Origin of the sequence: Nocardia veterana NBRC 100344, from assembly GCF_000308855.1 — a bacterium.
GTDB lineage: Bacteria > Actinomycetota > Actinomycetes > Mycobacteriales > Mycobacteriaceae > Nocardia > Nocardia veterana.
Genome location: NZ_BAGM01000083.1, coordinates 30,471 through 56,792, shown reverse-complemented (window position 1 = coordinate 56,792; position 26,322 = coordinate 30,471). Strand labels below are relative to the sequence as shown.

24 protein-coding genes are annotated in these 26,322 nt (G+C 68.7%); 16 read left to right on the top strand and 8 right to left on the bottom strand.

What is annotated here, in order from left to right:
* Positions 1 to 57 precede the first annotated feature (57 nt).
* A complete protein-coding gene (locus tag ON37_RS14595) occupies positions 58 to 1,347 on the top strand; it encodes a winged helix-turn-helix domain-containing protein (protein ID WP_040719969.1) in 1,290 nt (429 codons plus the stop codon).
* Here ON37_RS14595 and ON37_RS14590 read toward each other — a convergent pair.
* A complete protein-coding gene (locus tag ON37_RS14590; RefSeq protein ID WP_040720006.1) occupies positions 1,325 to 2,365 on the bottom strand; it encodes a bile acid:sodium symporter family protein in 1,041 nt (346 codons plus the stop codon). The genes ON37_RS14595 and ON37_RS14590 overlap by 23 nt on opposite strands.
* 71 nt (positions 2,366 to 2,436) lie before the next feature.
* On the opposite strand from ON37_RS14590, the gene ON37_RS14585 reads away from it, so the two are divergent.
* From ON37_RS14585 to tpiA, 8 genes are all read left to right on the top strand, one after another.
* Positions 2,437 to 3,291 carry a LysR family transcriptional regulator gene (locus ON37_RS14585; RefSeq protein ID WP_040719968.1) on the top strand — a complete coding sequence of 285 codons (855 nt, stop codon included), beginning with the start codon at positions 2,437 to 2,439 and terminating at the stop codon, positions 3,289 to 3,291.
* A 66-nt stretch (positions 3,292 to 3,357) separates the two neighbouring features.
* The gene (gene uvrC / locus ON37_RS14580; RefSeq protein ID WP_040719966.1) at positions 3,358 to 5,475 is read left to right on the top strand and encodes an excinuclease ABC subunit UvrC; all 2,118 of its coding nucleotides are present in this window, start codon (positions 3,358 to 3,360) and stop codon (positions 5,473 to 5,475) included.
* 103 nt (positions 5,476 to 5,578) lie between these two features.
* Positions 5,579 to 6,520, top strand: coding sequence for an RNase adapter RapZ (rapZ, locus tag ON37_RS14575; protein ID WP_040719964.1), 942 nt, complete (start codon positions 5,579 to 5,581; stop codon positions 6,518 to 6,520).
* Positions 6,517 to 7,623 carry a gluconeogenesis factor YvcK family protein gene (locus ON37_RS14570; RefSeq protein ID WP_083892993.1) on the top strand — a complete coding sequence of 369 codons (1,107 nt, stop codon included), beginning with the start codon at positions 6,517 to 6,519 and terminating at the stop codon, positions 7,621 to 7,623. Before rapZ ends, ON37_RS14570 begins: the two co-directional genes overlap by 4 nt.
* Entirely contained in the window at positions 7,614 to 8,597 is a 984-nt protein-coding gene (gene whiA, locus ON37_RS14565) for a DNA-binding protein WhiA (protein WP_040719962.1), read from the top strand. Before ON37_RS14570 ends, whiA begins: the two co-directional genes overlap by 10 nt.
* Positions 8,598 to 9,075: 478 nt before the next feature.
* Positions 9,076 to 10,095 carry a type I glyceraldehyde-3-phosphate dehydrogenase gene (gene gap / locus ON37_RS14560; RefSeq protein ID WP_040719960.1) on the top strand — a complete coding sequence of 340 codons (1,020 nt, stop codon included), beginning with the start codon at positions 9,076 to 9,078 and terminating at the stop codon, positions 10,093 to 10,095.
* A 4-nt stretch (positions 10,096 to 10,099) separates the two neighbouring features.
* On the top strand, positions 10,100 to 11,320 hold the full coding sequence (locus tag ON37_RS14555; RefSeq protein ID WP_040719959.1) for a phosphoglycerate kinase: 1,221 nt from the start codon (positions 10,100 to 10,102) through the stop codon (positions 11,318 to 11,320).
* 2 nt (positions 11,321 to 11,322) lie between these two features.
* Positions 11,323 to 12,108 (top strand): triose-phosphate isomerase, encoded by a 786-nt coding sequence (tpiA, locus tag ON37_RS14550; protein ID WP_040719957.1) that lies wholly within the window; start codon positions 11,323 to 11,325, stop codon positions 12,106 to 12,108.
* A 159-nt stretch (positions 12,109 to 12,267) separates the two neighbouring features.
* Here the strand turns inward: tpiA and ON37_RS14545 are convergent, their stop codons facing one another.
* Positions 12,268 to 13,110 (bottom strand): SAM-dependent methyltransferase, encoded by an 843-nt coding sequence (locus ON37_RS14545; protein WP_051031594.1) that lies wholly within the window; start codon positions 13,108 to 13,110, stop codon positions 12,268 to 12,270.
* A gap of 110 nt (positions 13,111 to 13,220) precedes the next feature.
* On the opposite strand from ON37_RS14545, the gene ON37_RS14540 reads away from it, so the two are divergent.
* Positions 13,221 to 14,399: a cytochrome P450 gene (locus ON37_RS14540; RefSeq protein WP_040719955.1), complete on the top strand. Its 1,179-nt coding sequence runs from the start codon at positions 13,221 to 13,223 to the stop codon at positions 14,397 to 14,399.
* A 54-nt stretch (positions 14,400 to 14,453) separates the two neighbouring features.
* On the opposite strand, the gene ON37_RS14535 is transcribed toward ON37_RS14540, so the two are convergent.
* The 3 genes from ON37_RS14535 to ON37_RS14525 form a co-directional block, all read right to left on the bottom strand.
* A complete protein-coding gene (locus tag ON37_RS14535; protein ID WP_373282024.1) occupies positions 14,454 to 16,799 on the bottom strand; it encodes a thiamine pyrophosphate-dependent enzyme in 2,346 nt (781 codons plus the stop codon).
* Between the two features lie 83 nt (positions 16,800 to 16,882).
* Entirely contained in the window at positions 16,883 to 17,560 is a 678-nt protein-coding gene (locus tag ON37_RS14530) for a CE1759 family FMN reductase (protein ID WP_040719954.1), read from the bottom strand.
* Between the two features lie 35 nt (positions 17,561 to 17,595).
* Complete coding sequence (locus ON37_RS14525; protein WP_040719952.1) at positions 17,596 to 18,735, bottom strand: LLM class flavin-dependent oxidoreductase; 1,140 nt, start codon at positions 18,733 to 18,735, stop codon at positions 17,596 to 17,598.
* Between the two features lie 168 nt (positions 18,736 to 18,903).
* Here ON37_RS14525 and ON37_RS14520 point away from each other — a divergent pair, with 168 nt between their 5' ends.
* Genes ON37_RS14520 through secG form a run of 4 tightly spaced genes read left to right on the top strand, consistent with a single transcriptional unit; the run spans position 18,904 to position 21,727 of the window.
* Positions 18,904 to 19,503 carry a TetR/AcrR family transcriptional regulator gene (locus tag ON37_RS14520; protein WP_051031592.1) on the top strand — a complete coding sequence of 200 codons (600 nt, stop codon included), beginning with the start codon at positions 18,904 to 18,906 and terminating at the stop codon, positions 19,501 to 19,503.
* Between the two features lie 2 nt (positions 19,504 to 19,505).
* Positions 19,506 to 20,690, top strand: a complete 1,185-nt coding sequence (locus ON37_RS14515; protein ID WP_040719951.1) for an NADH:flavin oxidoreductase — start codon at positions 19,506 to 19,508, stop codon at positions 20,688 to 20,690.
* A gap of 35 nt (positions 20,691 to 20,725) precedes the next feature.
* Complete coding sequence (locus tag ON37_RS14510; RefSeq protein ID WP_040719949.1) at positions 20,726 to 21,472, top strand: SDR family oxidoreductase; 747 nt, start codon at positions 20,726 to 20,728, stop codon at positions 21,470 to 21,472.
* 21 nt (positions 21,473 to 21,493) lie between these two features.
* Positions 21,494 to 21,727: a preprotein translocase subunit SecG gene (secG, locus tag ON37_RS14505; protein WP_040719947.1), complete on the top strand. Its 234-nt coding sequence runs from the start codon at positions 21,494 to 21,496 to the stop codon at positions 21,725 to 21,727.
* Here the strand turns inward: secG and ON37_RS14500 are convergent.
* On the bottom strand, positions 21,714 to 22,889 hold the full coding sequence (locus tag ON37_RS14500; protein ID WP_051031591.1) for a YbfB/YjiJ family MFS transporter: 1,176 nt from the start codon (positions 22,887 to 22,889) through the stop codon (positions 21,714 to 21,716). The two genes, secG and ON37_RS14500, sit on opposite strands and share 14 nt — an antisense overlap.
* A gap of 71 nt (positions 22,890 to 22,960) precedes the next feature.
* On the opposite strand from ON37_RS14500, the gene ON37_RS14495 reads away from it, so the two are divergent.
* On the top strand, positions 22,961 to 23,836 hold the full coding sequence (locus ON37_RS14495) for a LysR family transcriptional regulator (protein WP_040719945.1): 876 nt from the start codon (positions 22,961 to 22,963) through the stop codon (positions 23,834 to 23,836).
* Here the strand turns inward: ON37_RS14495 and ON37_RS14490 are convergent.
* Positions 23,814 to 24,305 carry a flavin reductase family protein gene (locus ON37_RS14490; RefSeq protein WP_040719944.1) on the bottom strand — a complete coding sequence of 164 codons (492 nt, stop codon included), beginning with the start codon at positions 24,303 to 24,305 and terminating at the stop codon, positions 23,814 to 23,816. The two genes, ON37_RS14495 and ON37_RS14490, sit on opposite strands and share 23 nt — an antisense overlap.
* Before the next feature lie 73 nt (positions 24,306 to 24,378).
* Complete coding sequence (locus ON37_RS14485; RefSeq protein ID WP_040719942.1) at positions 24,379 to 25,218, bottom strand: SDR family NAD(P)-dependent oxidoreductase; 840 nt, start codon at positions 25,216 to 25,218, stop codon at positions 24,379 to 24,381.
* 54 nt (positions 25,219 to 25,272) lie between these two features.
* On the opposite strand from ON37_RS14485, the gene ON37_RS14480 reads away from it, so the two are divergent.
* Complete coding sequence (locus ON37_RS14480; RefSeq protein WP_051031590.1) at positions 25,273 to 26,265, top strand: alpha/beta fold hydrolase; 993 nt, start codon at positions 25,273 to 25,275, stop codon at positions 26,263 to 26,265.
* The last annotated feature ends 57 nt before the right edge of the window (positions 26,266 to 26,322 follow it).

The window sequence follows — 26,322 nt, the reverse complement described above, 5'->3', positions numbered from 1 at the left end:
GGGGGCGGTGCGCCTGCCCGCGGAATATCTGTCGGTGGTCCATGGCAGATTCGGGGAGTGCGCACCATCACTGCCGCCGCGGCCCGTCGCGCCGCGCTCGCCGCCCAGGGATTCGCCGGACCCGCCCGTGACCGCGCCACCGGTCCTGCGCTCGCCTCGTCGCGCCGCGCTGTTCTCGGCGTCGTGCGCAATACTCAGCTGTTGCAATTGGATTCGGTCGCGGCGGTGGTGCGCGCGCATTACGCTCCGGTGTTCGCGCGGATCGGTGCGTACGATCCCGCCGCGCTGGACGAGGCGGCGTGGGGACACAGCGCTCGACGGCCGCGGCGTCTGGTCGAGTACTGGGCGCACGAGGCCGCGCTGATCCCGGTGGCGGATTGGCCGTTGCTGCGGTGGCGGATGGCCGGTTACGAGCACGGCCGCTGGGGTGGCGCCCGTAGGGTGCTCGAGGAGAACCCACGGCTGCCCGAGCAGGTCCTCGCCGTGATCGCGGAGGTCGGTGCCTGCACCGCCGCCGAGGTGGAGCGGCAGCTGGAACTGAATCGCCCACGGCGCAAGGATCATTGGGGCTGGAATCACAGCGACACCAAGGTGGTGTGTGAGATGTTGTTCGCCACCGGCGAGCTGTCGGTGGACAAACGGGTCGGATTCCAGCGTCATTACGACCTCACCGAGCGGGTGTTGCCGGCCGAGATCGTGCGCCGGCGGGTCGAGGAGCCGGACGCGGTGCGGGAATTGGTCCGGCGGGCCGCCGCGGCCCTCGGCGTCGCCACCGAGGCCGATCTGCGCGACTACTACCGGCTGCACCGGCGTCAGTGCGAACCGGCGGTGGCCGAATTGGTCGACGCGGGCGAACTGGAACCGGTGCAGGTGGATGGGTGGGATCGCCCGGCCTATCTGCGCACGGATGTCCGGATTCCGCGTCGGATCGAGCGGCGCGCGCTGCTGTGCCCGTTCGATCCGCTGATCTTCTTCCGTCCGCGAACCGAGCGGCTGTTCGATTTCCACTATCGCATCGAGATCTACACCCCCGAACACAAGCGGGTGCACGGGTACTACGTCTTCCCGTTCCTGCTCGACGGAGAACTGGTCGCGCGGGTCGACCTGCGCGCCGACCGCGCCACCGGCCGGCTGCGAGTCCTGGGCGCCTTCGCCGAACCCGACCGGCCGCATGCGCGGATCGCGCACGAGCTGGCCGCGGAGCTGGAAGCCATGGCCGAATGGCTGGGCCTGGACGATGTCGTCGTCGGTGAGCGGGGCGATCTCGCGGCGACATTGCACGCCGAAGTGGCCGCGCGCGAAGGGTTCTCGTCGTCCGGTGCGGTCAGGCTCGCGGAATCCGGGTGACGCCGGCGGTGGCGGTCCCGTCCGCGGCGGCGGCGAGCCGGGCCGCCTCGGCTTCGTCGGCCGCCCGGCCCCAGCGCCCGGAGAGGGCGGCGCAGGTGATCAGCTGGATCTGATGGAAGATCATGAGCGGCAGCACGATCAGGCCCACCGGATGTCCGGCGAACAGGACGGTGGCCATCGGGAGGCCGGTCGCCAGGCTCTTCTTGGACCCGCAGAAGATCACCACGATGCGATCGGCACGGTCGAACCCCAGCAGCCGGGCCACGCCCGCGGTCACCCCGAGCACCACCGCCAGTAGGACGATCGCTACGCCCACGACCGCCAGCAGGCGTCCCACGGCGAGCCCCTGCCAGACGTGTTCGACCATGCCGGCGCTGAAGGCCGCGTACACCACCAGGTACACCGAGCCGCGGTCGACGATCTTGGTGACCGTGGTGTGTGCCAGCAGCCAGTGCAGCTTCGGGCGCAACAGCTGACCGGCGATGAACGGCAGCAGCAGTTGCACCACGATCTCGACGATGGACATCGGCGAGACCGTGGCGTTGCCGGTGGTCTGCATCAGCAACATCACCAGTAACGGTGTGAGGAAGACGCCCAGCAGATTCGACACCGAGGCGCTGACCACCGCGGCCGCGACGTTGCCCCTGGCGATGGCGGTGAACGCGATCGAGGACTGCACGGTCGACGGCAGCAGGCACAGATACAACATGCCGGTGTAGAGGTCGTCGGTCAGCACCGACGGAACCAGCAAGCGCATCGCCAGTCCGAGAAGCGGGAACAGCACATATGTCGCGGCCAGCACCGTGGTGTGCAACCGCCAGTGCCGCAGCCCGGCGAGTGCCTCTCGCGGTTCCAGCCGGGTGCCGTACAGCAGGAACAACACCGCGATCGCTACCTTGGTGGCCCAGTCCAGGACGTCGGCCGCGCCGCCACGCGCGGGCAGGAGCAGGCCGATCGCCATCGCGGCGAACAGTCCCAGCAGGAATCCATCGATGCGGAGTTTGGCCAGCAGCGTCACCACGCCACGGTACGACCCACGCCACTGATCATGAAAGTCGATGGGTGCGATATCTAGGAACGCGTAGTGTGATGAATATGTTCGATCCGGAACTGCTGCGTACCTTCCTCGCCGTCGAGCGGGCCGGCGGATTCACCGCCGCCGGCCGCATTCTGGGATTGCGGCAGTCGACGGTCAGCGGTCATATCGCCCGGCTCGAGCAGGCCGCGGGTCGTGAACTGATCCGCCGCGACACCCGCAATCTGGCGCTCACCGCCGACGGGGCCGCCATGGTGGGCTTCGCCCGCGCCATTCTCGACGCCCAGGCCGAGGCGGACCGGTACTTCTCCGATTCCCGGCTGACCGGATTGATCCGCCTGGGCGCCTCCGACGACCTGGTCGCCCGCGAACTGCCGGATATGTTGCTCGAGTTCCAGCGCTCCCACCCCGGTGTCGATCTGGAGCTGACCGTGGGGCTCAGCGAGAATCTCAAGACCCGCATGGCCGCCGGCGAACTGGACCTGATGGTGGCCAAGCGGCTCACCGGTGAACGACACGGGGAACTGCTGTGGCGGGATCGGCTGGTGTGGGCCGGGCGTCCCGGTCTCGGTCGTATCGCCGACCCCGTCCCGGTGGTCACCTACCCGCCGCCGAGTCTCACCCGCCACGTTGCGCTGCGGGCACTCGAACGGGAGGGCCGCAGCTGGCGGATCGCCTGCGTGAGCGACAGTCAGCTCGGCCTGCGGGCGGCGGTGCTGGCTGGGCTGGGCGTGGTGGCGCATGCCGAAACCTTGCTTCCGCCCGGTCTTTTCGCGGTCGACGACGACAAGCTGCCCGAACTCGGGGAGCTCGAATTCGTGCTGCTGCGCCGGCACAGCCGGTTGTCGGAACCCGAGCGGGCGCTGTGCGACGCGATCGTCGCGGGTGCGCACCGGATGCATCGGTGACGGCGGTGCCGTCCGCTCGCTCCCGGGCCGGCACCGCTGTCGGTGCCGGTCGTTAACCTGGTTCCCGTGGCAGATCCCGCGACCTATCGGCCCGCACCGGGCACCATTCCCGTCGAACCCGGCGTCTACAAGTTCCGGGACTCCTACGGGCAGGTGATCTATGTCGGTAAGGCCAAGAGTCTGCGCAGCCGCCTGAATTCCTACTTCGCCGACGTCTCCTCGCTGCACCCGCGCACGCGCCAGATGGTCACCACGGCCGCGAGCGTCGAATGGACGGTGGTGTCCACCGAGGTCGAGGCGCTGCAGCTGGAGTACAACTGGATCAAGGAATTCGATCCGCGCTTCAACGTGCGCTACCGCGACGACAAGACCTATCCGATGCTCGCGGTGAGTATGAACGAGGAATATCCCCGCGTCTTCGTCTATCGCGGTGCGCGCAAGAAGGGGGTGCGCTACTTCGGACCGTATGCCCACGCCTGGGCCATCCGCGAAACCGTGGACCTGCTGTTGCGGGTGTTCCCCGTGCGCACCTGTTCGGCCGGAGTGTTCAAGCGGCACAGGCAGATCGGGCGTCCGTGCCTCCTCGGCTACATCGACAAATGTTCGGCGCCCTGCGTCGGCCGGGTGGACGCCGCGGAACACCGCCGGATCGCCGAGGATTTCTGCGACTTCCTGTCCGGTCGTACGGATCGGATGGTGCGTGAGCTGGAACGCCGGATGCAGGCGGCCGCGGCGGATCTGGACTTCGAGACCGCGGCACGCCTGCGCGACGACGTGGCCGCCCTGAAACGGGCGCTGGAGAAGCAGGCGGTGGTGCTGGGGACCGGTACCGACGCCGATGTCATCGCCTTCGCCGCCGACGAACTCGAGGTCGCGGTGCAGATCTTCCACGTGCGCGACGGCCGGGTGCGCGGTCAGCGTGGTTGGGTCGTCGACAAATCCGGCGACGCGGCCGATCTGAATTGGGCGGCCGCCGAGGATGCCGCGGGTGCCGCGGCCCTCGACGAGGGCGCCCGGGGTCCGAGCGAGCTGGCCGCGCTCGTCGAACAGTTCGTCACCCAGTTCTACGGCGAGCAGGCCGCCTTCGCCGAACACACCGATACCGAGACCCCCGCGACCGCGGTCCCGCGGGAGGTGCTGGTGCCGGAATTGCCCGGTGATCCGGATCAGGTCCAGGGCTGGCTGTCGAGGTTGCGCGGTTCGTCGGTAGCGCTGCGGGTGCCGCAACGCGGCGACAAGAAGGCCTTGATGGAGACGGTGCAGCGCAATGCACAGGAGGCCCTGGCTCAGCACAAACTCAAGCGCGCGGGCGACTTGACCGCGAGATCGGCTGCGCTGCAAGGCATTCAGGACGCCCTCGACCTCGACAGCGCGCCGCTGCGGATCGAATGTGTCGACATCAGCCACGTCCAGGGCACCGATGTGGTCGCCTCGCTGGTGGTCTTCGAGGACGGGTTGCCGCGCAAATCCGAATACCGCCACTACACGATCAAGGAGGCCGCGGGGGAGGGCCGATCCGACGATGTGGCGAGTATCGCCGAGGTCACCCGGCGGCGGTTTTATCGGTTGCGCCGGGAACTGGACGAGATGAGTGCGGCGGCGAAGAGCGCGGCACACGCCCCGGCCGATCCCGCGGACGGTGCCGGCGCAGGCGGGCCGGACACCGCGGCGATCGCGACCGCGGAGGCCGAGCCCGCCGACCTGCCGCCCGGTATCGACCCCGCGACCGGTCGCCCGCGCAAATTCTCCTACCCGCCGAATTTGTACGTGGTCGACGGCGGCGCCCCGCAGGTGGCGGCCGCGGCCGAGGTGCTCGACGATCTGGGCATCACCGATGTGGCGGTGATCGGCCTGGCCAAACGCCTGGAGGAGGTGTGGGTCCCGGGGGAGCCCGATCCGGTGATCATGCCGCGCAACAGCGAGTCGCTGTTCCTGTTGCAGCGGGTGCGCGACGAGGCGCACCGCTTCGCCATCACCTTCCATCGCAGTAAGCGTTCGCGCCGGATGACGGCCTCCGCGCTGGATTCGGTGCGCGGTCTCGGTGAAGCGCGGCGCACCGCGTTGGTGACCCACTTCGGATCGGTGGCCAAACTCAAGCAGGCTACGGTGGAGGAAATCACCGAGGTGCCCGGGATCGGGGTGGCGACGGCCAAGGCCGTACTCGCGGCGCTCAACTCGGAATGACGTCTCGATCACGGCTCGGTTGCGCCGGCGGTGTGCGCGCGGCCGGCGCCGGTCGGGACGGGCAGGATGATCGAATGGCAGCCATGGACGGACCCGATAGGACATGACGAGCGTCGAATCCAACCCCAGTGCGAGTGCCGGCAACCGGTCCTCGGCGGCGGCCCACCCGGTCGAGGTGGTCATCGTCACCGGCCTGTCCGGAGCGGGCCGCGGCACCGCAGCCCGGGTCCTCGAGGACCTGGGCTGGTACGTCGCCGACAATCTGCCGCCCGAACTGATCGGACGGCTGATCGAACTCGGCGCCGCCGCCGACCCGCCGATCACCAAATTGGCCCTGGTCATGGACGTGCGCAGCCGCTTCTTCACCGGTGATCTGTCCGGCGTGACCGATCAGTTGCGGGCCAGCGGCGTCGGTACCCGGCTGCTGTTTCTGGAGGCCTCCGACGATGTGCTGATCCGGCGCTTCGGCTACGCCCGCCGTCGCCATCCGCTGCAGAGCGAAAGCGCCGACGGGACGCTGTCGGCCGGTATCGCCGCCGAGCGCCGCGCGCTGTCCAAGGTCAAGACCGCCGCCGACCTCGTGATCGACACGACGGCACTGTCGGTGCATCAGCTGCATCGCAAACTCGAAGAGGCCTACGGCGGTGGAGCTCCGGCCGCGCTGCAGGTGACGATCCAATCCTTCGGATTCAAATACGGCGTTCCCCTGGATGCCGACATGGTTTTCGACGTGCGTTTTCTCCCGAACCCGCATTGGATCCCGGAACTGCGGGAACATACCGGGCAGGACTCGGTGGTGAGCGAGTACGTTTTGTCGCGACCCGGCGCCGAGGACTATGTGAACACCTGCCGCCATCTGGTCGACGTGACCACCAGCGGCTACCGCCAGGAGGGTAAGCGATATATGACCGTGGCAGTGGGGTGCACGGGCGGTAAACACCGCAGTGTGGCCATCGCCGAGGAGCTCGGCCAGTTGCTGGGACGGCCCGACAGCGCATCGACCGACGTGGTCCGGGTGGTTCACCGAGATCTGGGGCGCGAATGAGCGGCGGGGAGCATAGCGGCGACACCTCCGCCGTGGGCGATAGCTCTGCCCCGGCGAAATCCGGCGAGGCCGACGAGACCGCGCTGGTGGCACTCGGCGGAGGCCACGGCCTCTACGCCACCCTGACCGCGGCGCGGCGGCTCACCCGGCGGATCACCGCGGTCGTCACGGTCGCCGACGACGGCGGGTCCTCCGGCCGGCTGCGATCGGAACTGGGAATGCTGCCGCCCGGTGATCTCCGGATGGCCCTCGCCGCGCTGGCGGAGGATCCCGAGGGCCTGTGGGCGCGCACGGCCCAGCACCGCTTCGGCGGAACCGGCGCTCTGGCCGGGCATTCGGTGGGCAATCTGGTTCTCGCCGGCCTGGCCGAAGTGCTGGGCGACCCGATCGCCGCACTCGACGAGATGGCTGCGATCCTGCGCTGCACGGGACGGGTGCTACCCATGTCGCCGACCGCGCTGACCATCGAGGCCGACGTCTCCGGGCTGGAGGCCGATCCGCGGGTGAGCCGCTGTATCCGCGGTCAGGTGGCGGTCGCCACCACTCCGGGCAAGGTGCGCCGGGTCCGGTTGATTCCGTCCGACCCGCCGGCCAGCCCGGAGGCCACCGCGGCGATCGAACATGCCGACGTGGTGGTGCTGGGCCCGGGATCGTGGTTCACCAGCGTCATTCCGCACATGCTGGTGCCGGATCTGCGGGAGGCGCTGATGCATACCCGGGCGGTGAAAGTGCTGGTCCTGAACCTGGCGGCCGAGCCGGGCGAGACCACGGGATTCTCCGCCGAACGGCATCTGCATGTATTGTCCCAGCACGCACCGGATTTCGCCGTGGACCACGTGCTGGTGGACTCCGGGTCCGTACCCGAGGGTAGGGAACGTGAACATGTGGCAAGAGCTGCCGAACAGCTGCGTGCACGAGTAACCTTCGCTGATGTCGCCGAGGCGGGGACGGACCGGCACCACCCTGGAAAGCTAGCCGCCGCACTGGATCAGGTGATCCGCCAACCTCGGCCGGAATTGGCAGGGCTTCGAGTCGAAGGACGGCATCCGGTCCAGCAGGTGCGGTCCGTGTTGGGTGGAAAGGAGCGGGTCTCGTGGCGATGACAGCCGAGGTGAAAGACGAGTTGAGCCGTCTGACCGTCTCGCAGGTGAGCGCACGCAAGGCGGAACTGTCGGCACTACTCCGGTTCGCCGGTGGCCTGCACATCGTCGGCGGTCGGGTGATCGTCGAGGCCGAGGTCGACATGGGTTCGATCGCGCGGCGACTACGGCGCGAGATCTTCGAGCTCTACGGCTACGGATCGGATGTGCACGTGCTCGGCGCGGGCGGTTTGCGGAAAACCTCCCGCTACGTCGTGCGCGTGTCCAAGGAGGGCGAAGCACTAGCCCGCCAGACCGGATTGCTCGACGTGCGCGGCCGTCCGGTCCGGGGCCTGCCGGCCCAGGTCGTCGGCGGCAGTATCGGTGACTCCGAAGCGGCCTGGCGCGGCGCCTTCCTGGCACACGGCTCGCTGACCGAACCCGGACGCTCCTCCGCACTAGAGGTGAGCTGCCCTGGCCCGGAGGCGGCGCTGGCGCTCGTGGGTGCCGCCCGGCGAATGGGTATTTCGGCCAAGGCTCGCGAGGTACGCGGCACCGACCGGGTCGTGGTGCGCGACGGCGAGGCGATCGGCGCGCTGCTGACTCGCATGGGCGCTCAGGACACCCGGCTGACCTGGGAGGAGCGGCGCATGCGCCGCGAGGTCCGCGCCACCGCGAACCGCCTGGCCAATTTCGACGATGCCAATCTGCGACGCTCGGCGCGGGCCGCGGTCGCCGCCGCGGCGCGGGTCGAACGCGCGCTCGAGATCCTCGGTGAGGATGTGCCCGACCATCTGGCCGCCGCCGGTCGGCTGCGGGTCCAGCATCGCCAGGCGTCGCTGGAAGAGCTCGGCCAGCTGGCCGACCCGCCGATGACCAAGGATGCCGTCGCCGGCCGGATTCGCCGGCTGTTGTCCATGGCGGACCGGCGCGCCAAGGAACTGGGCGTTCCGGATACCGAATCGGCGGTCACCGCCGAACTTCTCGAAGACGCATGAGTCGCGCGATCCCGGGCCGCCCGAACCGGCCCGGGATCGGGTAGCCGGCCGCCGAACGGGGACGAGCCGGCGGCCGATGTCGCGAATGTCCTTGTGGCGCAGGACCGATGGTTTCTCCACAGGCTCATGGTTGTCCACAACCGGCGCTCGGCACGGCTTCGGCGGCGATCGTCGTGCGATAGGCTCTCGCTACCGAACCCCCGGCGGTCGCTGGTCCTCGGCGGGCGGAGCATCCGGATTTCGGAGTAACCGGATTTCCTGCGCCGAGTTCGGTGAAAGCCGCGTAGGTGGGTACCCCGGCCGCGACGGGCAAGCCCGGGCGGCGGCAACGACGCCGGTCGCGGGCGGCATCTGCACGCTCACCGGCGCAGCGCCGGGTCGGTGAGGTCGCGGCAGGGGCGTGTCCGTGATGTTATGGCCGGGCATTAGGGTGGTCTGGCATCGGAATGAATCCGCTTGAAAGCTGAGGAGCGATAACGTGACTGTCCGGGTAGGCATCAACGGCTTCGGTCGTATCGGACGTAACTTCTTCCGTGCGGTGGAGGCGCAGAAAGCGCTGGGCACCACCGACATCGAGATCGTCGCGGTCAACGACCTCACCGACAACGCGACCCTGGCCACGCTGCTGAAGTACGACTCGATCCTCGGCCGGCTGCCGCAGGACGTGTCGCTCGACGGTGACGACACCATCGTGGTCGGCGACCAGCGGATCAAGGCACTGGCCATCAAGGAGGGCCCGTCCGCGCTGCCGTGGGGCGACCTGGGTGTGGACGTGGTCGTCGAATCGACGGGCATCTTCACCGACGCCACCAAGGCCAAGGGACACCTGGCCGCCGGCGCCAAGAAGGTCATCATCTCCGCGCCCGCCAAGGGCGAGGACCTGACCGTGGTCATGGGCGTCAACGACAACCAGTACGACGGCAGCCAGAACATCATCTCCAACGCGTCGTGCACCACCAACTGCCTCGGCCCGCTGGCCAAGGTCCTGAACGACGAATTCGGCATCGAGCGTGGCCTGATGACCACGATCCACGCCTACACCCAGGACCAGAACCTGCAGGACGGCCCGCACAAGGATCTGCGCCGCGCCCGCGCCGCCGCGCTGAACATCGTGCCCACCGGCACCGGTGCGGCCAAGGCCATCGGCCTGGTCCTGCCGGAGCTGAACGGCAAGCTCGACGGTTACGCGCTGCGCGTGCCGGTGCCGACCGGTTCGGTCACCGACCTGACCGCCACTCTGCGCAAGTCGGCCACCGTCGAGGAGATCAACGCCGCCTACCAGGCCGCCGCCGAGGGACCGCTCAAGGGCATCCTGAAGTACAACGTCGACCCGATCGTCTCCAGCGACATCGTGACCGACCCGCACTCGTCGATCTACGACGCGCCGCTGACCAAGGTGATCGACGACCAGGTGAAGGTCGTGTCGTGGTACGACAACGAGTGGGGCTACTCCAACCGTCTCGCCGACCTGATCGGCCTCGTCGGCAAGTCGCTGTAAACCCATGGCAGTCAAGACCCTTCAGGATCTGCTGGCCGAGGGTGTCGAAGGCCGGGGCGTCCTCGTACGCTCCGACCTGAACGTCCCCCTCGACAACGGACAGATCACCGATCCGGGCCGGATCATCGCCTCCGTGCCCACCATCAAGGCGCTCGCCGAGGCCGGCGCCAAGGTCGTCGTCACCGCGCACCTCGGCCGTCCCAAGGGCGAGCCGGATCCGACGCTCTCCCTCGCGCCGGTCGCGGCGAAACTGAGCGAAGAGCTGGGCCGCAACGTCCAGCTCGCCGGCGATGTCGTGGGCCAGGACGCGCTCGCGCGTTCGGAAGGCCTCACCGACGGTGACGTGCTGCTGCTGGAGAACATCCGCTTCGATCCCCGTGAGACCAGCAAGGACGATGCGCAGCGGCAGAAGCTGGCTCGTGCTCTGGTCGAGCTGGTCGGTGACGACGGCGCCTTCGTCTCCGACGGTTTCGGCGTCGTGCACCGCAAGCAGGCCTCCGTCTACGACGTGGCCCAGCTGCTGCCGCACTACGCCGGCACGCTGGTGGCCGCGGAAGTCGACGTGCTGCGCAAGCTGACCACCGACACCGAACGCCCCTACGCGGTGGTGCTCGGCGGCTCGAAGGTCTCCGACAAGCTCGCCGTCATCGAGGCGCTGGCCCCCAAGGTCGACACTCTCGTCATCGGCGGCGGCATGTGCTTCACCTTTCTTGTCGCTCAGGGCCTTTCGGTCGGATCCTCGCTGCTCCAGGAGGAGATGGTCGACACCTGCAAGGATCTGCTCGAGCGCTACGCCGACGTGATCCATCTGCCGGTCGACATCGTGGTGGCCGACAAGTTCGCGGCCGACGCGGAGTCGAAGACGGTGTCCGCCAACGAGATTCCCGATGGCTGGATGGGCCTTGACATCGGTCCGGAGTCGGCCAAGCGGTTCGCCGCGCTGCTGACCGAGGCACGGACGGTGTTCTGGAACGGCCCGATGGGCGTGTTCGAGTTCGAGGCCTTCGCGGCCGGCACCCGCGCGGTGGCCGAGGCTCTGGTCACGGCGACCGGTAAGGGCGCGTTCACCGTGGTCGGCGGCGGCGACTCGGCCGCGGCCGTGCGCACCCTCGGCCTGCCGGAGGACGGTTTCTCCCATATCTCCACCGGTGGTGGCGCCTCGCTGGAATACCTGGAGGGCAAACAGCTTCCGGGGATCAGCGTTCTGGAAGACGGGGAGGCTTGAGCATGGCACGCAAACCGTTGATCGCCGGCAACTGGAAGATGAACCTCAATCACCTCGAGGCCATCGCCCTGGTGCAGAAGATCGCGTTCGCCCTGCCGGACAAGTACTTCGACAAGGTCGACGTCACCGTCCTTCCACCGTTCACCGATATTCGCAGCATCCAGACGCTGATCGAGGGCGACCGGCTCCGGCTCACCTTCGGCGCCCAGGACGTCTCGGTGCACGATTCGGGTGCCTACACCGGTGAGATCAGTGCGGCGATGCTGGCGAAGCTGTCCTGCAGCTTCGTCGTGGTCGGGCACTCCGAACGGCGGCAGTACCACAACGAGGACGACGCCACGGTGCTGGCGAAGGCCAAGAAGGTGCTGCAGTACGACATGACCCCGATCGTGTGCATCGGCGAAGGTCTCGGGGTCCGCGAGGCGCAGACCCACGTGGAGTACAACCTCGAGCAATTGCGCGGTTCGCTCAAGGGCCTGTCCGCCGAGCAGATCGCCAAGGTGGTCATCGCCTATGAACCGGTGTGGGCGATCGGCACGGGCCGGGTCGCCACGCCGGCCGATGCGCAGGAGGTCTGCGGCGCGCTGCGTACCGAACTGGCGGAACTCGCCGGTCCGGAGGTTGCGGCGGGTGTGCGCATCCTCTACGGCGGTTCGGTCAATGCCAAGAATGTCGGCGAGCTGATCGCGGCCCCCGACATCGACGGTGCGCTCGTCGGCGGTGCCTCGCTCAAGGGCGACGAGTTCGCGACGCTCTCGGCGATCGCCGCGGGCGGCCCGCTGCCCTGATCGGCGACGACGCGTAATCGCCCGCGACACAACGCGAATCGGCCCCGGTACCGCTGGTGCGGTATCGGGGCCGCATCGTCGCTGCGCACGGCGGTGACCGTCGAGCCGCGGAGCGGCACTCGGTCCGGCACCGAAGCCATGAGCCGGATGCGGGTCGGGTCAGGGTTTGCGGGCGACGGCGCCGAGCATCGAGACGGCCTCGGGTCGCGGATGCGCGCGATGAGATTCGGTGGGCCAGTTGATGATCGAGACGATGCCGGGCTCCACCAGCTCCAGGCCGGTGAAGAATCGGCTGAATTCGACGGTCGACCGCAACCGGAACGGGATACCGCTGCGCTTGTTCGCCCGCTCGCTGTCGGCCAGATCCTCTTCGGACAGATGGTCACTGGTGGCATGTGACATCACCAGATAGCTGCCCGGCGCCAGGGCCTCGATCAGCTGTTCGACCACGTCGTAGGGCCGGTCGTCGTCGGGGAGGAAATGCATGACCGCGAGCATGATCAGCGCCACCGGGTGCGACAGATCCAGGGTGGCGAGCAGGTCCGGATGGGTCAGGATCGTCTCCGGCCGGCGGGCATCGGCCTCGAGATACCTGGTCGCCCCCTCGGGCGCGCTGTCGAGCAGGCTGCGTGCGTGCAGGGCGACGATGGGGTCGTTGTCGACGTAGACGATCCGCGACTCCGGAGCGACGGCCTGCGCGATCTCGTGCACGTTCCCGGCGGTAGGCAGACCGGCGCCCAGATCGAGGAACTGACGAATCCCGGCCTCGGCGGCCAGGTAGCCGACGACGCGACGCAGGAACGCGCGATTCTCCAACGCCGCGATCTGCACGCTGGGAAACGCCTCGGCCACGGCTTCCGCGGAGGCGCGGTCGGCCTCGAAATTGTCCACGCCGCCCAGCCAGTAGTCGTAACGCCGGGCCGGGTGCGGCGTGGTCACGTCGATCCCGGGGGGAGCCACCGGATCCGCATGTCGGTCGTGTGATCCGGTCAGCGGGTCCATCACACCACTCCTCTCTTCGACGATGACGCTCGATTATCGTCTACTGTCATCCTGTCAGCTCGGATGACGAACCGGCGCGGCCCCCTGCCGTGCGGCTGGGGAGGCTCGATATGTCAGTGCAGTTCAGTCCGTACGATTTCGGGGTTCACGAGGATCCCTATCCGATCTACGCCCGGTTGCGCACCGAAGCCCCGGTCTACCGCAATGCCGACGACGACTTCTGGGCGCTGTCGAGGTACTCCGATGTGATTGCGGCACTGCGCGATTCGGATCGCTTCTCGAGCGCCAACGGGTTGCGGATGGAGCCGGCGTTCTGGGGCCCGCAGGCCGAACGGTTCTTCTCGTTCGTCGCGATGGACCCGCCGAAGCACACCCGGATGCGGGGCCTGGTCGCCCGTGCGTTCACCGCCCGGCGGGTCCAGGCCCTGGCGCCACGACTGCGCGAGATTGCCACGGGCCTGCTGGCGCCGCTGCTCGAGCGGGGCAGTTTCGATCTGATGAGCGAGTTCGCCGGGCCGTACCCGACCGAAGTCATCTCCGAACTGGTGGGGGTGCCGAGCGCGGACCGTGACCTGGTGCGCAAACTCGGCATGGAGATCATGTACACCGAGGAGGAATCGACCGATCTGCGGCCCGAGGCGATGCAGGCCATCGGCGCACTGGTCGGCTACTACACCGAACTGACCATCGAACGCAGTAAGAACCGCGCCGACGACCTGCTGTCCGGTCTGCTCGATGCCGCCGACGGCGACGACCGGCTCACCCCGGAAGAGATCGTGGGCGTTCTCATCCTGCTGGTCGGTGCCGGTATCGAGACGACCATGCTCACCCTCGGCAACATCTGGTACGCGGGTTGGACGCACCCGCAGCAACGCGCCGCGGCGCTCGGCGGTCGGCTCGACGACTGGATCGCGGAGGGGATGCGCTACGACCCGGCCACCCAGTCGCAACTGCGGACCACCACCGAAGCCGTGGAATTGCACGGGGTCACGATCCCGGCGGGGGCGCGGATGCTGCTGCTGACCGGTTCGGCGAATCGGGATCCAGAGGTCTTCGACCGGCCCGACGCATTCGACCTCGATCGTGACACCCGCGACGCGCTGGTGTTCGGCAGCGGCCGTCACCACTGCCTCGGCTCGAACCTCGGATTGCTGGAACTGCGCACCGCGCTCGGCGAGATCAGCACGCGCATCAGCGATTACGAGATCGATCCGGCGGGTCTGCGGCGCATCCATTCGTCGAACAATCGCGGGTTCGCGGCGCTCCCGACGACGGTCACGCTGCGCTGAGTGACAGCGTCCGTCGACTGACCAGCGTCGTGTGCACCGCTGCCGCGGCGCGCGTCATTTCCGCACGGGTGCCCCGGACTCCAGCAGTCGGCGCGCGGCGGACTCGATCGCGGCTTCGGTCAGCAGGACCGAATTGGCGGCGGGCCCGAGCGGTACGAAACTGTCGTCACTGGTGACGCGACCGAGGCGACCGTCGAAACCGTGATCGACCAGGGCGGTGCACACCGATTCCGACACCCCGCCGCTGCGCCGGGTTTCGTCGGCGATCAGGACGGCTCCGGTGGCGTGCGCGTGGTGCAGCAGATCGTCGATCGGAAGCGGAGCGAGCCAGCGCAGGTCGAGGACGCGGGCGTGAATCCCGCTGTCGGCCAGGCGTTGTGCGGCGCGCAGGCTCATCGGCACCCCGTTGGCGAAGGTGACGATCGTCAGATGGGCGCCGTCCCCGTGGATTCGGCCCCGGGCGATCGCGGCCGGGCCCTCGCTCGGCGTGGCCAGCCAGCCCTCGTCGCCGGGACGGTGCAGATCCCGGGTGTGGTACAGCGCGATGGGTTCGAGGAAGAGGCAGACCCGGCCGTCGGTGCGCGCGGCCTCGACACAGCTGCGCAGCATGGCCGCGGCATCGTCGGCTCGCGCCGGCGCGGCAACCACGACACCGGGGATGTCCCGCAGTGCCGCAACGGAATTGTCGTTGTGGAAATGCCCGCCGAAGCCGCGCTGGTAGGCGAATGCGGCGATCCGCACCACCATCGGGTTGCGGTACTGTCCCGCGGAGAAGAACGACAGAGTGGCCGCTTCGCCGCGGATCTGATCGAGCGCATTGTGCAGATAGGCCAGATACTGGATCTCCGGGACGGGAAGAAGGCCGGCCAGACCCGCGCCCAATGCGGTGCCGAGGACGCTCTGCTCGTCCAGCAGAGTGTCGAAGACGCGCCGGGCGCCGAACCGCCGCTGCAAGCCCTTGGTCACGCCGTACACGCCGCCCTTGCGGCCGACGTCCTCGCCGAAGACCAGGATGTCGGCATCGCGGTCGAGCAGGGCGGCGAGCGTGTGGTTGACGGCCTGCGCCAGCGTCATCGGTCCCGGACGACCGGCCTCGTCCGCGCCGGGCTCCGAGCGCGCGGGTTCGGGGGCGACGGACCCGCCGCCCTCCGGGCCGGAGTGTGTCACGAAGTCGGCGGGCCCGGACTCGGTGACTCGGTCAGGAGCCGGACGCGCGTCGGAAAATGACCTGGTCACCGACGTTCGATCGCTCGGCCGGCTGCCGCGCGGGGTGACCGGCCGGCTGCTATCGAACCGCAGGGGCGCCCGAACCGCCTCGGCCGAATCGAGATGTGGCTCGTTCACCACCCGGGCCGCCGCCGCCTCGACCTGTGCTCCGATGGCGTCGTAGCGGGCGAGGATTTCCTCGGCCGTCCCCGCGCCGATCTCGACCAGCAGGCGCGCGGTCGCCGCGACCGGGTCCCGCCGCCGGTCGGCATCGATATCCTCCGGCCGCCGGTATGCTGCCTCGACATCCGATCCGGCGTGACCGAGCAACCGCACCGTGCGCAACCGCAGGAGGGCGGGCCGCCGCCGCGCGCGCACCGATTCCGCGGCCGCGGACGCCACCGACAGCGACTGCAGCAGATCGGACCCGTCGGCATCGTAGTAGCGCAGGCCCGGCCGGGACCCGAAGGCCGACTCGATCCAGTCCGGCGGAGTGGGCACGCTGATGCCGAGCCCGTTGTCCTCGCAGACGAACAGCAGCGGCATCGCGATGCCCTGGTGCGCGGTGTGGATCGCGGCGTTGATCGCACCGAGCGCGGTCGAATGATTGGCCGAGGCGTCACCGAAAGTGCACAGCACCACGGCATCTCGCGGCCACGGTGTGCTCAGGTTCAGGCGGCGTGCCCGGTCGAGCGCGAAGGCGAGTCCCATCGCACGGGGAAGATGGGAGGCGATGGTGGAGGTTTGCGGTATCACCCCCGCGGGCGCACTGCCGAAAACCTTGTGTCGTCCACCGGAGATCGGGTCGGCGGCCGCGGCGACGACACCCAGCAGCACATCGCGAATCGGATCCAGACCGGGAACCTGCCGGCAGCGATGGACGAACAAGGCGCCCGAACGGTAGTGCAGCAGAGCCGGATCGGTGCTGCGCAACGTGTGCCCCAACACCACATTGCCCTCGTGTCCGCTGGACCCGATGCTGTAGTAGCCGCGTCTGGCCGTGCCCAGCCGCCGCGCCGCCAGATCCAGATGCCGGCTCGCCGCCTGCGCGTCGAACAGCTCGAGACAGGTGCCGACGGTGATCGAACTGTCGTGGCCGATCGGTTCGGTGCTGCCGCGCTTCGGGCCCGGCGTCACCTCCCGAACCGAGGCGCGCAAGTGGTGGTCGAGAAGTACTTCGGGGGCAGGTGTCACCCCTCCATCATGTTGCCTGTGGCCGCCCGCGCACGGGATTTCCCCGCTGCGAGCGGCCGCGGGCCTGCGTGGGTGGGAATTCCCTACCGCTCGGCCGTTCGATGCGGGCGTTCGACATGGCCGGTATGCCCGGCCAGCAATTGGGCGAACGGTGTCACTCCGCCGACATGATTACCGGACTGGCGCGCACGAGTCGGCTCCGGCAGGAATCCGTCCACGCCGGTCGGCACCGCGACCACCAGGGTGGCGAATTCGGCGGCCGCCCGCTGGATTCGTTCGCCGAGACCGGCCGATCCGAAATCCTCCGTTGCCGCGAAGACGCCGGTCGGAACGACGACCGCACGAAGATAGGTGAACAGCGGCCGCATCGCGTGTTCGAGCACCAGGGCGTGCCGGGCCGTACCGGCCGTGGCGGCGATGAGGACCGGCATCGCGTTGAGCGCCTCGGTGTCGAGCACGTCGATGAACATCTTGAACAAGCCGGAATAGCTCGCGGCGAAGACCGGGGTGACGGCGATGAGGCCGTCGGCCGCCGACACCTTCTCCCGTGCCGCGGCCACCGCGGGCGTGGGCAGGCCACCCGACACCATGGTGGCAGCGAGATCGCTTGCCAGATCGCGTAATTCGATAACCTCGAATTCGACGGCCTCGCCGCGGGCGCCGACGGCGGCGGCCACCGCATCGGCGAGCTGGTCGGCGAGCAGCCGGGTGCTCGAGGGTTGCGACAATCCGGCGGTGAGTACGACGACGGTATGCGACATCGGTGCGCTCCTCGTTCGATGCGGTGGTGGACGAATCAGGCCTGGTCGGCGGCGGCGAGCAGCCGCTCGCGCGCCGGCTCGACCAGATGGTGCGGGGCGTCCGGTCCGGCCGCCACCAGCGTGGCGTGGGTCGGCGGATCGCTGGGAACGTGAGCCGGACGGCGCAATTCGAACTCCTTGCGCAATACCGGCACCACCTCGGTGCCGAGGATCCGGATCTGTTCGAGCGCCACCTCCAGGGGCAGGCCGGCATGGTCGATCAGGAAGAGCTGGCGCTGGTAGTCGCCGGCATAGTCGGCGAAGCCGAGGGTGCGCTCGATGACCTGTTCAGGGGTGCCGACGGTCAGCGGCGTCATCTCGGTGAAATCCTCGAGCGAGGGACCGTGGCCGTAGACGGGCGCGTTGTCGAAGTACGGGCGGAAGAACTTCTTGGCCGCGGCCTCGGTTTCGGCCATGAATACCTGGCCGCCCAGGCCGACGATGGCCTGGTCGGCGGCGCCGTGACCGTAGTGCTCGAAGCGCTGCCGGTACAGCCGCACCATCTCCTGGGTGTGCTCCTTGTTCCAGAAGATGTTGTTGTGGAAGAAGCCGTCGCCGTAGTACGCGGCCTGTTCGGCGATCTCCGGGGACCGGATCGAGCCGTGCCAGACGAACGGCGGGGTGCCGTCCAGCGGAGCGGGGGTGGACGTGAATCCCTGCAGCGGCGTACGGAATTGCCCCTGCCAATCGACCACCGGTTCACGCCACAGTCGGCGCAGCAGATGGTAGTTCTCGATCGCCAGCTCCACGCCCTTGCGAATGTCCTTCCCGAACCACGGATAGACCGGCCCGGTATTGCCACGACCCATCATCAGGTCGACCCGGCCGCCGGCCAGATGCTGCAGCATCGCGTAGTCCTCGGCGATCTTCACCGGATCGTTGGTGGTGATCAGCGTGGTCGAGGTCGACAGCAGCAACTTCTCGGTGCGGGCCGCGACCCAGCCGAGCATGGTGGTCGGGGAGGACGGGACGAACGGGGGATTGTGGTGCTCGCCGGTCGCGAACACGTCGAGGCCGACCTTCTCGGCCTCGAGCGCGAGCCGCATCATTGCCTGGATGCGCTCGCCCTCGGTGGGCGCGACGCCCGTCGTCGGATCGACGGTGACGTCGCCGACGGTGAAGATGCCGAACTGCATGGCCGCCTCCTGCGGATCTGATCAAAAGTTCAATCACCTGAACGAGTGAGAGTCCCCCAGTATTCCTTGACATGTCCACTACTGCAGATGTGCCGATCGAGCTCCGGTTTGTCTCACTGATTCAATCAATGATTGAAACCTGTTCTGTGTCGTGGTTCACTAGCGGGCATGAGTGAGAAGGTGGCGACGAGCACCCGCGAGAAACTCCTGGCGGCCGCCGAGCGGCTCCTGCTCACCGAGCGCTACGAGGAGGTCTCGGTGCGGGCGATCTGCGTGGCCGCGGGCGCCAATCCGGCGGCGGTGCACTACCACTTCGGTTCCAAGGAGGCGCTGATCGCCGCGTTGATCGAGGACCGGCTCGGACCGCTGTGGGCCGAGGGGCTGGCGGCGGCCACGGCCACCGAACCGCGGTCGGTCCCGGCGGTGGTCGACGCGGTACTCGAGCCGTTCGTCGGGCTGGCCGCCGATCCGATGGGCCGGCTGCATCTGCGGCTGCTGGCCGGGCTGATCCTTCGCCGCCGCCCGATGTCGTGGCAACACCAGTGGTTCCGGATGGAGTCGTGGTCGCAGCTGCTGCCGGAATTGACGCCCGGTGAGGCCCGCCGACGCTGGCAGCTGGCCTTCGATCTGATCATCGTGCGCTTCGGCAGCACCGAGGACTACGACATCGCAGCGCCCGCGGTCGCGACGCTGCGCGAATTCGTCGTCGCCGGGCTCACCGCGCCATCACCCACTTCCGCCGGATCGCAGCCGGCCGTACAGGAGTAGCAGTGAACGATATCTTCGAACCCGTCGATCTGGGCCCGATCACCCTGCGTAACCGGGTGATCAAGGCGGCGACCTTCGAGGGCCGCACGCCCGATGCCCTGGTCACCGACGAACTGATCGAGTTCCACCGCGAGATCGCGGCGGGTGGCGTGGGAATGAGCACCATCGCCTACTGCGCCGTCGCGCCGGGCGGCCGCACCGACCGCCATCAGATCTGGATGCGCCCCGAGGCGGTGCCGGGGCTGCGGCGGCTGACCGACGCCATTCATGCCGAAGGGGCGAAGGTCAGCGCGCAGATCGGACATGCGGGGCCGGTGGCCAACGCGGCCTCGAACCGGGCACCCGCGCTCGCGCCGACGCGGCTGTGGTCGCCGCTGAGTATGAAGATGATGCGGTCACCCTCGGTGGCCGAGATCCAGGACCTGGTGGCCGCGCACGTGCGGGCGGTGCTGCTGGCCGAGGAGGCCGGATTCGACGCTGTGGAGCTGCATTTCGGTCACAACTACCTGGTCAGCTCGTTTCTGAGCCCGCTGCTGAATCGGCGCAAGGACGGCTACGGCGGACCGCTGGCCAATCGGGCCCGACTGGCCCGGGAGATCGCGCTCGCGGTGCGCGAAGCGGTCGGCGGCCGACTCGCGATCCTGGCCAAGCTGAATATGGAAGACGGTGTGCGCGGTGGCTTTTCGCTTGCCGAATCGCTGCGGGTGGCGTCCTGGCTGGAAGCCGACGGCGGATTGGACGCGCTCGAACTGACCGCCGGCAGCTCGCTGCTCAATCCCATGCTGCTGTTCCACGGTGACGCGCCGCGGAAGGCCTTCGCGGAAACGCTGCCGGCGCCCACCCGGCTCGGTTTCACGGTGGTCGGCCGGGCCTTCCTGCGCGAATACCCGTACCACGGCACCTATCTGCTGGAGCGCGCGCGCCAGTTCCGCCGTGAACTGTCGATGCCGCTGGTGTTGCTGGGCGGCGTCACCGACCTCGAGGATATGCGCCGGGCTCGGCGCGAGGGGTTCGAATTCGTGGCGATGGGCCGGGCCCTGCTGCGCGAACCGGATCTGTTGCAGCACATCCGTTCCGAGTCGGACACCCGCTCGGCCTGCATTCACTGCAACGCGTGCATGCCCAGCATCTACACCGGAACCCGATGTGTGCTTCGGCTGGACGGCCCGGCCGTACCGGCGCACTGATCGGGTCATCGACGAGAGAAACGAGAGACGGATACATGAGTGGACGGTTGACGGGACGAGTCGCCCTGATCAGCGGCGGTGCGTCGGGAATGGGCGCCGCTCATGCGCGCGCCTTCGTCGCCGAGGGTGCGAGCGTGATGCTGGGCGATATCGCCGACGACGCCGGGCGCGCCCTCGCGGAGGAATTGGGCGAGCGGGCCGCCTATGTTCACCTCGACGTGACCGAAGCGGCCGACTGGCAGGCCGCTGTCGCCGCGACCGTGCAGCGATTCGGCCTGCTGAACGTGCTGGTCAACAATGCCGGGGTGCTCGACGGCGGACCACTGGGGACCTATACCGAAAAGCAGTGGCAGCGGGTCATCGATATCAACCTCACCGGCCCGTTCCTGGGACTGAGCGCGGCCCGCGATGCCCTGGTCGCCGCCCGCCCCGCCGCGGTGGTCAATATTTCCTCCGCCGCGGGCATCCAGGGGGTGAGCGGCATGCACGCCTATACGGCCTCGAAATTCGGTGTGCGTGGACTGACCAAGTCGGCCGCGCTGGAACTCGCTCCGGAGGGCGTGCGCGTCAACTCGGTGCATCCCGGCGGGATCCTGACGCCGATGATCGGGGTCACCGAGGAGGTCGAGGTCGATCGCGGTGCGAATGTGCGGGCCCGGCTGGGTCTGCCCGCCGAGGTGTCGGATCTGGTGGTTTTCCTCGCCAGTACCGAATCCAGCTACTGCACCGGCGCGGAATTCGTCGTCGACGGCGGGATGACGGCCGGTTCGGTGGTGGGCTGAGCATCCGCATAAACTGTCGGCATGCAAATGTTCCTGGATATCCTCCTGGTGATCACCAGCGTGCTGCTGGTGCTGCTGGTGCTGCTGCACCGCGCGAAGGGTGGAGGCTTGTCCAGCCTGTTCGGTGGTGGGGTGCAGTCGAGTCTGTCCGGATCCACGGTGGTCGAGAAGAACCTCGACCGAATCACCATTTTCGTGGGCCTGATCTGGTTCATCGCCGTGCTGGGCATCGGCTTCGAGATCAAGTTCTCCTGATCGGATACGGCGGTTCGGCCTGGGCCGGGCCGCCGTTTTCGTGGGTGCGGCGCGGCACGATCGCCAGCGCCCCCGCCGCGGCCACGGCGAGGATCACCGCCGCGATGGTGAAGGCGGCGTCGTAACTGTCGCCCAGTACCGGAGCGACCACCAGCGGGCCGAGCATCTGGCCGAGCCCGTAACCCGCGGTCAGGGTTGCCGCCGCGCCCGCCCCCGCCAGATCGTCCCCAATTTCCAGGGCCAGCAGCGTGATACCCATGAAGGTCGCGCCGAACAGTGCCGCCGAGGCGACCGCGGGCCACACCCCCGTCCACAGCGTCGGCAGCAACGCCGAGGCACATTGCAGAATCAGGGCGCTGACCAGGGCGAGCGCGGGCATCATCCGGCGGGCGAGCGCACCCCACACCAGCGTCGCCGGTGCCGCGGCCAGCCCCACCACGATCCACACGGCCGTCCCGGCGGTCCGGTGGCCGGCGGCGTCGACGGCGGCGACCAGGAAGGTGCCGAGCACGATATAGCCGAGACCTTCCAGGAAATAGGTCGCCAGTAACAGGCGCCAGGACCGCGGCGACCGGACCGTGGCGGTGCCCGCGCGGGTACCCGCGCGAACCTCGAGTCCGAGCGCCGGCCAGACCAGCAGCGCGGTGAGGGCGGCGGCGGCGAGCCACAGCGCCTGCCAGGACAGCGCGGTCTGCGCGATCATTACCAGCGCGCCGGTCGCGGCGATGCCGGTGCCGACCCCGGCGAAGGCGATACCCGCTGCGCGCCTTCGGTTCTCGTGCCGGGCGGCGATCTGTGCACAGCCGATGAACAGCACCGCGCTGGCCACGCCCGCCACCGTGCGCAACACGACCGGAACCACGGCCGGTGCGGGTACGGCCATCGCCGCCTCGCTGACGATCAACGCCGCCGCGGCGGTCCGGAAGACGGTGCGGCCGTTGAATTCCGGGAATCGCGCCAATGCCACCGCGCCGAGCAGATACCCCGCGTAGTTGGCCGCGGCGATCACCGCGCCGGTGTGGGCGCTGAACCGGCCGGCATCGATCATCACCGGCAGCAACGGGGTGAAGGCGAACCGGCCGATGCCCATGGCCGCGGCCAGTCCGGCCGCGGCGCGCAACGCCGGAGCCCAGGAGGTCTGTCGAGCGGGTGCGATGGTCACATCCGTGCACGTTACGGGGCCGGGTCCGGCGCTGTGAAATGCTTCCTGCGCACGGTGTATACGCTGAACGTATGGATCTGGAGCTGCGTCATCTGCGCGCTTTCGTGGTGCTGAGCGAGGAACGCAACTACACCCGGGCCGCGGCGCGACTGCACACCACCCAACCCTCGCTGACGCGCACCGTGCAGCAGGCCGAGCGGATTCTGGACTGCCGGTTGATCGAGCGCAGTGCGCGCCGCTTCGCCCTCACCGCCGAGGGGGAGTACCTGCTCGCCGCGGCGACCCGCATCATCGCCGAGGCGGATGCGGTCACCGCCGATCTGCGCCTGCGCGCGCGGGTATCGGTCGGCTTCTCCTGGCTACTTCCCGACGACTGGTTCACCGAGGTGCGCACCCGATTCGAAGCCCTGGGCGGACGGGTGGGGATTCATCGCATCGACGATCCGGTCGCCGCCGTAGCGGCGGGCCGGATCGATATCGCGCTGTACCGCAAGGATATTCGGCTGCCGGCGACGCTGACGAGCCGAATCATCGGCACCGAGCGACGAGTGGCGGCGGTTTCGAACCGCTCCACCCTCGCGACGACGCCCGGGCTGCGGTGGCGCGACCTCGCGCCCTACCCGCTGGTGGTCAATACCGTGTCCGGCACCACCGACGAATCCAGTTGGGCTACGGCCGATCCCGCGCGCGAGATCGTCACCTGCACGAATTTCGACGAATGGATCGAGTTGATCGCCGCCGATCGCGGTATCGGCGCGGTGCCCGAACTGGCACGCGTCCGGGCTCCGCATCCCGGGGTGGCGTATCTCGACATTCCGGATGCCCCCGCCTCCGCGTTGCGGCTGGCCTGGCGTACTCGACCGGCGCCGGGACGCTCGGTGCAAAGCTTCCTGGATATCGCCCTGAACGCCCCCGATCCTCGGATCAGGCCGGATGCCCGGGGGTGAGATCGGCGAGGTCGCGGTAGCGCAGTCCGACGGTGTGCTCGGGCGGCGCGGCGCCCTCCAGTGGGGCGACCAGCAGCCCGAGATGATCACCGAAATCGTGCCGCTCGAGGATCCGGGCGGCGAACCACGCGGTCGCGTCGTCGAGCACCACGACCTGTTCGGGTCCGCGATGCCAGCGGCACCAGCTGAACTTGTCGACGTCGTCGCCGGTTTCCGCGCCGAACAGCTGGGCCAGCGCCCGCGCTCCGGAATCGATGAGGTGGACCGCGACATGTGTGGCATCGGCGGCCACCCGGTAGGTGTGGTTCAGTTCGGACAGGCACAGCAGGAATCGCCGCGGTTCGATGCCGACCTGGGAGGCGAATCCGACCACGCATCCGGCGCGTGCGGATTCGGTGGCCACAGTCACCACGTAGATCGGGGCATCGGCCGCTGCCATCACCGCATCGAAAGTCGCCGTGGCGTCCATCCACCCTCCTTCGCTGCGGGCCGCGCCCTGCGACCCGCCGCCCAGGTTAGGGGAAAGCGCGACCGATATGTGCCTATCCGGTCCGCGGCACGCGGCCGTCGATATCGGTGAAGCCGTAGGCCTCGGCGAGATCGGCGACCCGCCACGCTCGGCCGGTGCGGGCCCGGCGATCCGGATCGGCGGCGAGAGCCACCACCGCCCGGCCGGCGAAGCGCGGGGTTTCGGCCTGGGCGAGGTCGAAGGTGCCCTCGCCGGGCAGCGTGATCAACCGGCGTCCGTTCGCGTCGGCGGGAACGAGCTGGAGCAGCTCGGTGTCGACGATTCCCGGCCACAGCGACACCACGGTGACGTCGGTCTCGGCGAGGTCGTGCGCCATATCGGCGGTAAGCCGGTCGACCGCGGCCTTGCCCACACCGTAGACGACGTTGTGGGTGAAACGGTCGGCGCCCGGTGAGGAGATGTCGACGATCAGTCCGCCGGATTCGATCAGTAGCGGCGCCGCGAAATGCGCTGCGGCGTAATGCGATCGGACGCCGATGTCGAAGCCCTCGTCCCAGGCGCGCGGCGGGACCTCCCAGAACGGCTTGCCCAGCCAGCGCGCCGACGCGGGCGAGTTGTAGACGTTGTTGACCAGCACATCCAGGCGGCCGTGGTCGGCCCGTACGGTCTCGAACAGCCGGGCGACCGCATCGTCGTCGCGGTGATCGCAGACGAACGGCACTCCGCGCCCGCCCAGCGCATCGATCTCGGCAGCCGTGCCGGCGACCGTACCCGGCAGGCGCCCGGGACGGTCGGACCGCCCGGTGACGTAGACCGTCGCACCGGCGGCCCCCAGCTCCAGCGCGATGCCCTTGCCGATCCCGCGGCTCGCCCCGGTGACGACGGCGACTCGATCGGTCAGTATTCCGTTCACGACTCCGGGACACTACCGTGAAACGAGAACGTGTTCTAGTACCAGGGAGGCGCGGTGGAGCCGGCACATCGGTTCGTGGAAACCAACGGGATTCGGCTGCACATCGCCGAAGCAGGCGAGGGGGCTCCGGTGGTGTTCTGCCACGGGTTCCCGCACGGCTGGTTCGTGTGGCATCGGCAACTGCGGGCCCTGGCGGCGGCCGGATATCACGCGATCGCCCCGGACCTGCGCGGCTACGGCCGGACCGAGGCTCCCGGCGGGGTCGAGTCGTGCACCAATCGTGCGGTGATCGGCGACCTGCTGGGACTGCTCGACGACCTCGGCGCCGAGCGGGCGGTGTTCGTCGGCTTGGATTTCGGCGCGCAGCTGGTGTGGGAACTGGCGTTGCGAGCGCCCGAGCGGGTGGCCGCCATCATGGTGCTGAACAATCCCTACGCTCCACGTCCGCCCAAAGCGCCCTCGGCATTCTGGACCCGCGCCGCCGAGCGGCATTTCCTGCATCTGTCGTACTTCCAGGAACCGGGCGTGGCCGATGCCGAACTCGCCGCGCGTCCCCGCGAATTCCTCGCTCGCGTCTACTACGCGCTGAGCGGGGACTTCCACTACCTCGACACCTGGAAGAATCCGCCCGGCATCGGGTATCTCGACGCCCTGCCCGCGGCGCCGTCGTTGCCGTGGCCGTGGCTGTCGGAATCCGAATTCGATACGCTCGCTGCCGAATTCGAACACACCGGGTTCACCGGCGGGCTGACCTGGTACCGCGCCCTGGATCGGAATTGGGAGCTGACCGAGGGATTGCCCAGCACCGTCGCGGTGCCGACATATTTCCTCTACGGCGAGAACGATCCCGATATGGAGGGCTTCAGCGGCCGCGATCCGCTCGCCGTCCTGCGAGCCCACGTCCCCGACCTGCGCGCGGTCCAGGAAGTGCCGGGAGCCGGACATCTGGTTCAGCTCGAACGGACCGACGCGGTCGACGCATTCCTGCTGCGTGGGCTCGCGGATCTGGCCGAGCGCGAGGCGCAGTGGAATTCGGTGGGGCAGTAGGGGTTACGCTGCGTCGTCACCGGTCCGGAGGTCCGCCGACCGGATCTGGCATGCTTG

Bases quoted from the DNA above. Each gene is read 5' to 3' on its own strand.
- ON37_RS14585 (WP_040719968.1), top strand. From the start codon at position 2,437: ATGAATATGTTCGATCCGGAACTGCTGCGTACCTTCCTCGCCGTCGAG.
- rapZ (WP_040719964.1), top strand. From the start codon at position 5,579: ATGACGAGCGTCGAATCCAACCCCAGTGCGAGTGCCGGCAACCGGTCC.
- ON37_RS14570 (WP_083892993.1), top strand. From the start codon at position 6,517: ATGAGCGGCGGGGAGCATAGCGGCGACACCTCCGCCGTGGGCGATAGC.
- ON37_RS14555 (WP_040719959.1), top strand. From the start codon at position 10,100: ATGGCAGTCAAGACCCTTCAGGATCTGCTGGCCGAGGGTGTCGAAGGC.
- tpiA (WP_040719957.1), top strand. From the start codon at position 11,323: ATGGCACGCAAACCGTTGATCGCCGGCAACTGGAAGATGAACCTCAAT.
- ON37_RS14545 (WP_051031594.1), bottom strand. From the start codon at position 13,110: ATGGACCCGCTGACCGGATCACACGACCGACATGCGGATCCGGTGGCT.
- ON37_RS14540 (WP_040719955.1), top strand. From the start codon at position 13,221: ATGTCAGTGCAGTTCAGTCCGTACGATTTCGGGGTTCACGAGGATCCC.
- ON37_RS14530 (WP_040719954.1), bottom strand. From the start codon at position 17,560: ATGTCGCATACCGTCGTCGTACTCACCGCCGGATTGTCGCAACCCTCG.
- ON37_RS14525 (WP_040719952.1), bottom strand. From the start codon at position 18,735: ATGCAGTTCGGCATCTTCACCGTCGGCGACGTCACCGTCGATCCGACG.
- ON37_RS14520 (WP_051031592.1), top strand. From the start codon at position 18,904: ATGAGTGAGAAGGTGGCGACGAGCACCCGCGAGAAACTCCTGGCGGCC.
- ON37_RS14510 (WP_040719949.1), top strand. From the start codon at position 20,726: ATGAGTGGACGGTTGACGGGACGAGTCGCCCTGATCAGCGGCGGTGCG.
- secG (WP_040719947.1), top strand. From the start codon at position 21,494: ATGCAAATGTTCCTGGATATCCTCCTGGTGATCACCAGCGTGCTGCTG.
- ON37_RS14495 (WP_040719945.1), top strand. From the start codon at position 22,961: ATGGATCTGGAGCTGCGTCATCTGCGCGCTTTCGTGGTGCTGAGCGAG.
- ON37_RS14490 (WP_040719944.1), bottom strand. From the start codon at position 24,305: ATGGACGCCACGGCGACTTTCGATGCGGTGATGGCAGCGGCCGATGCC.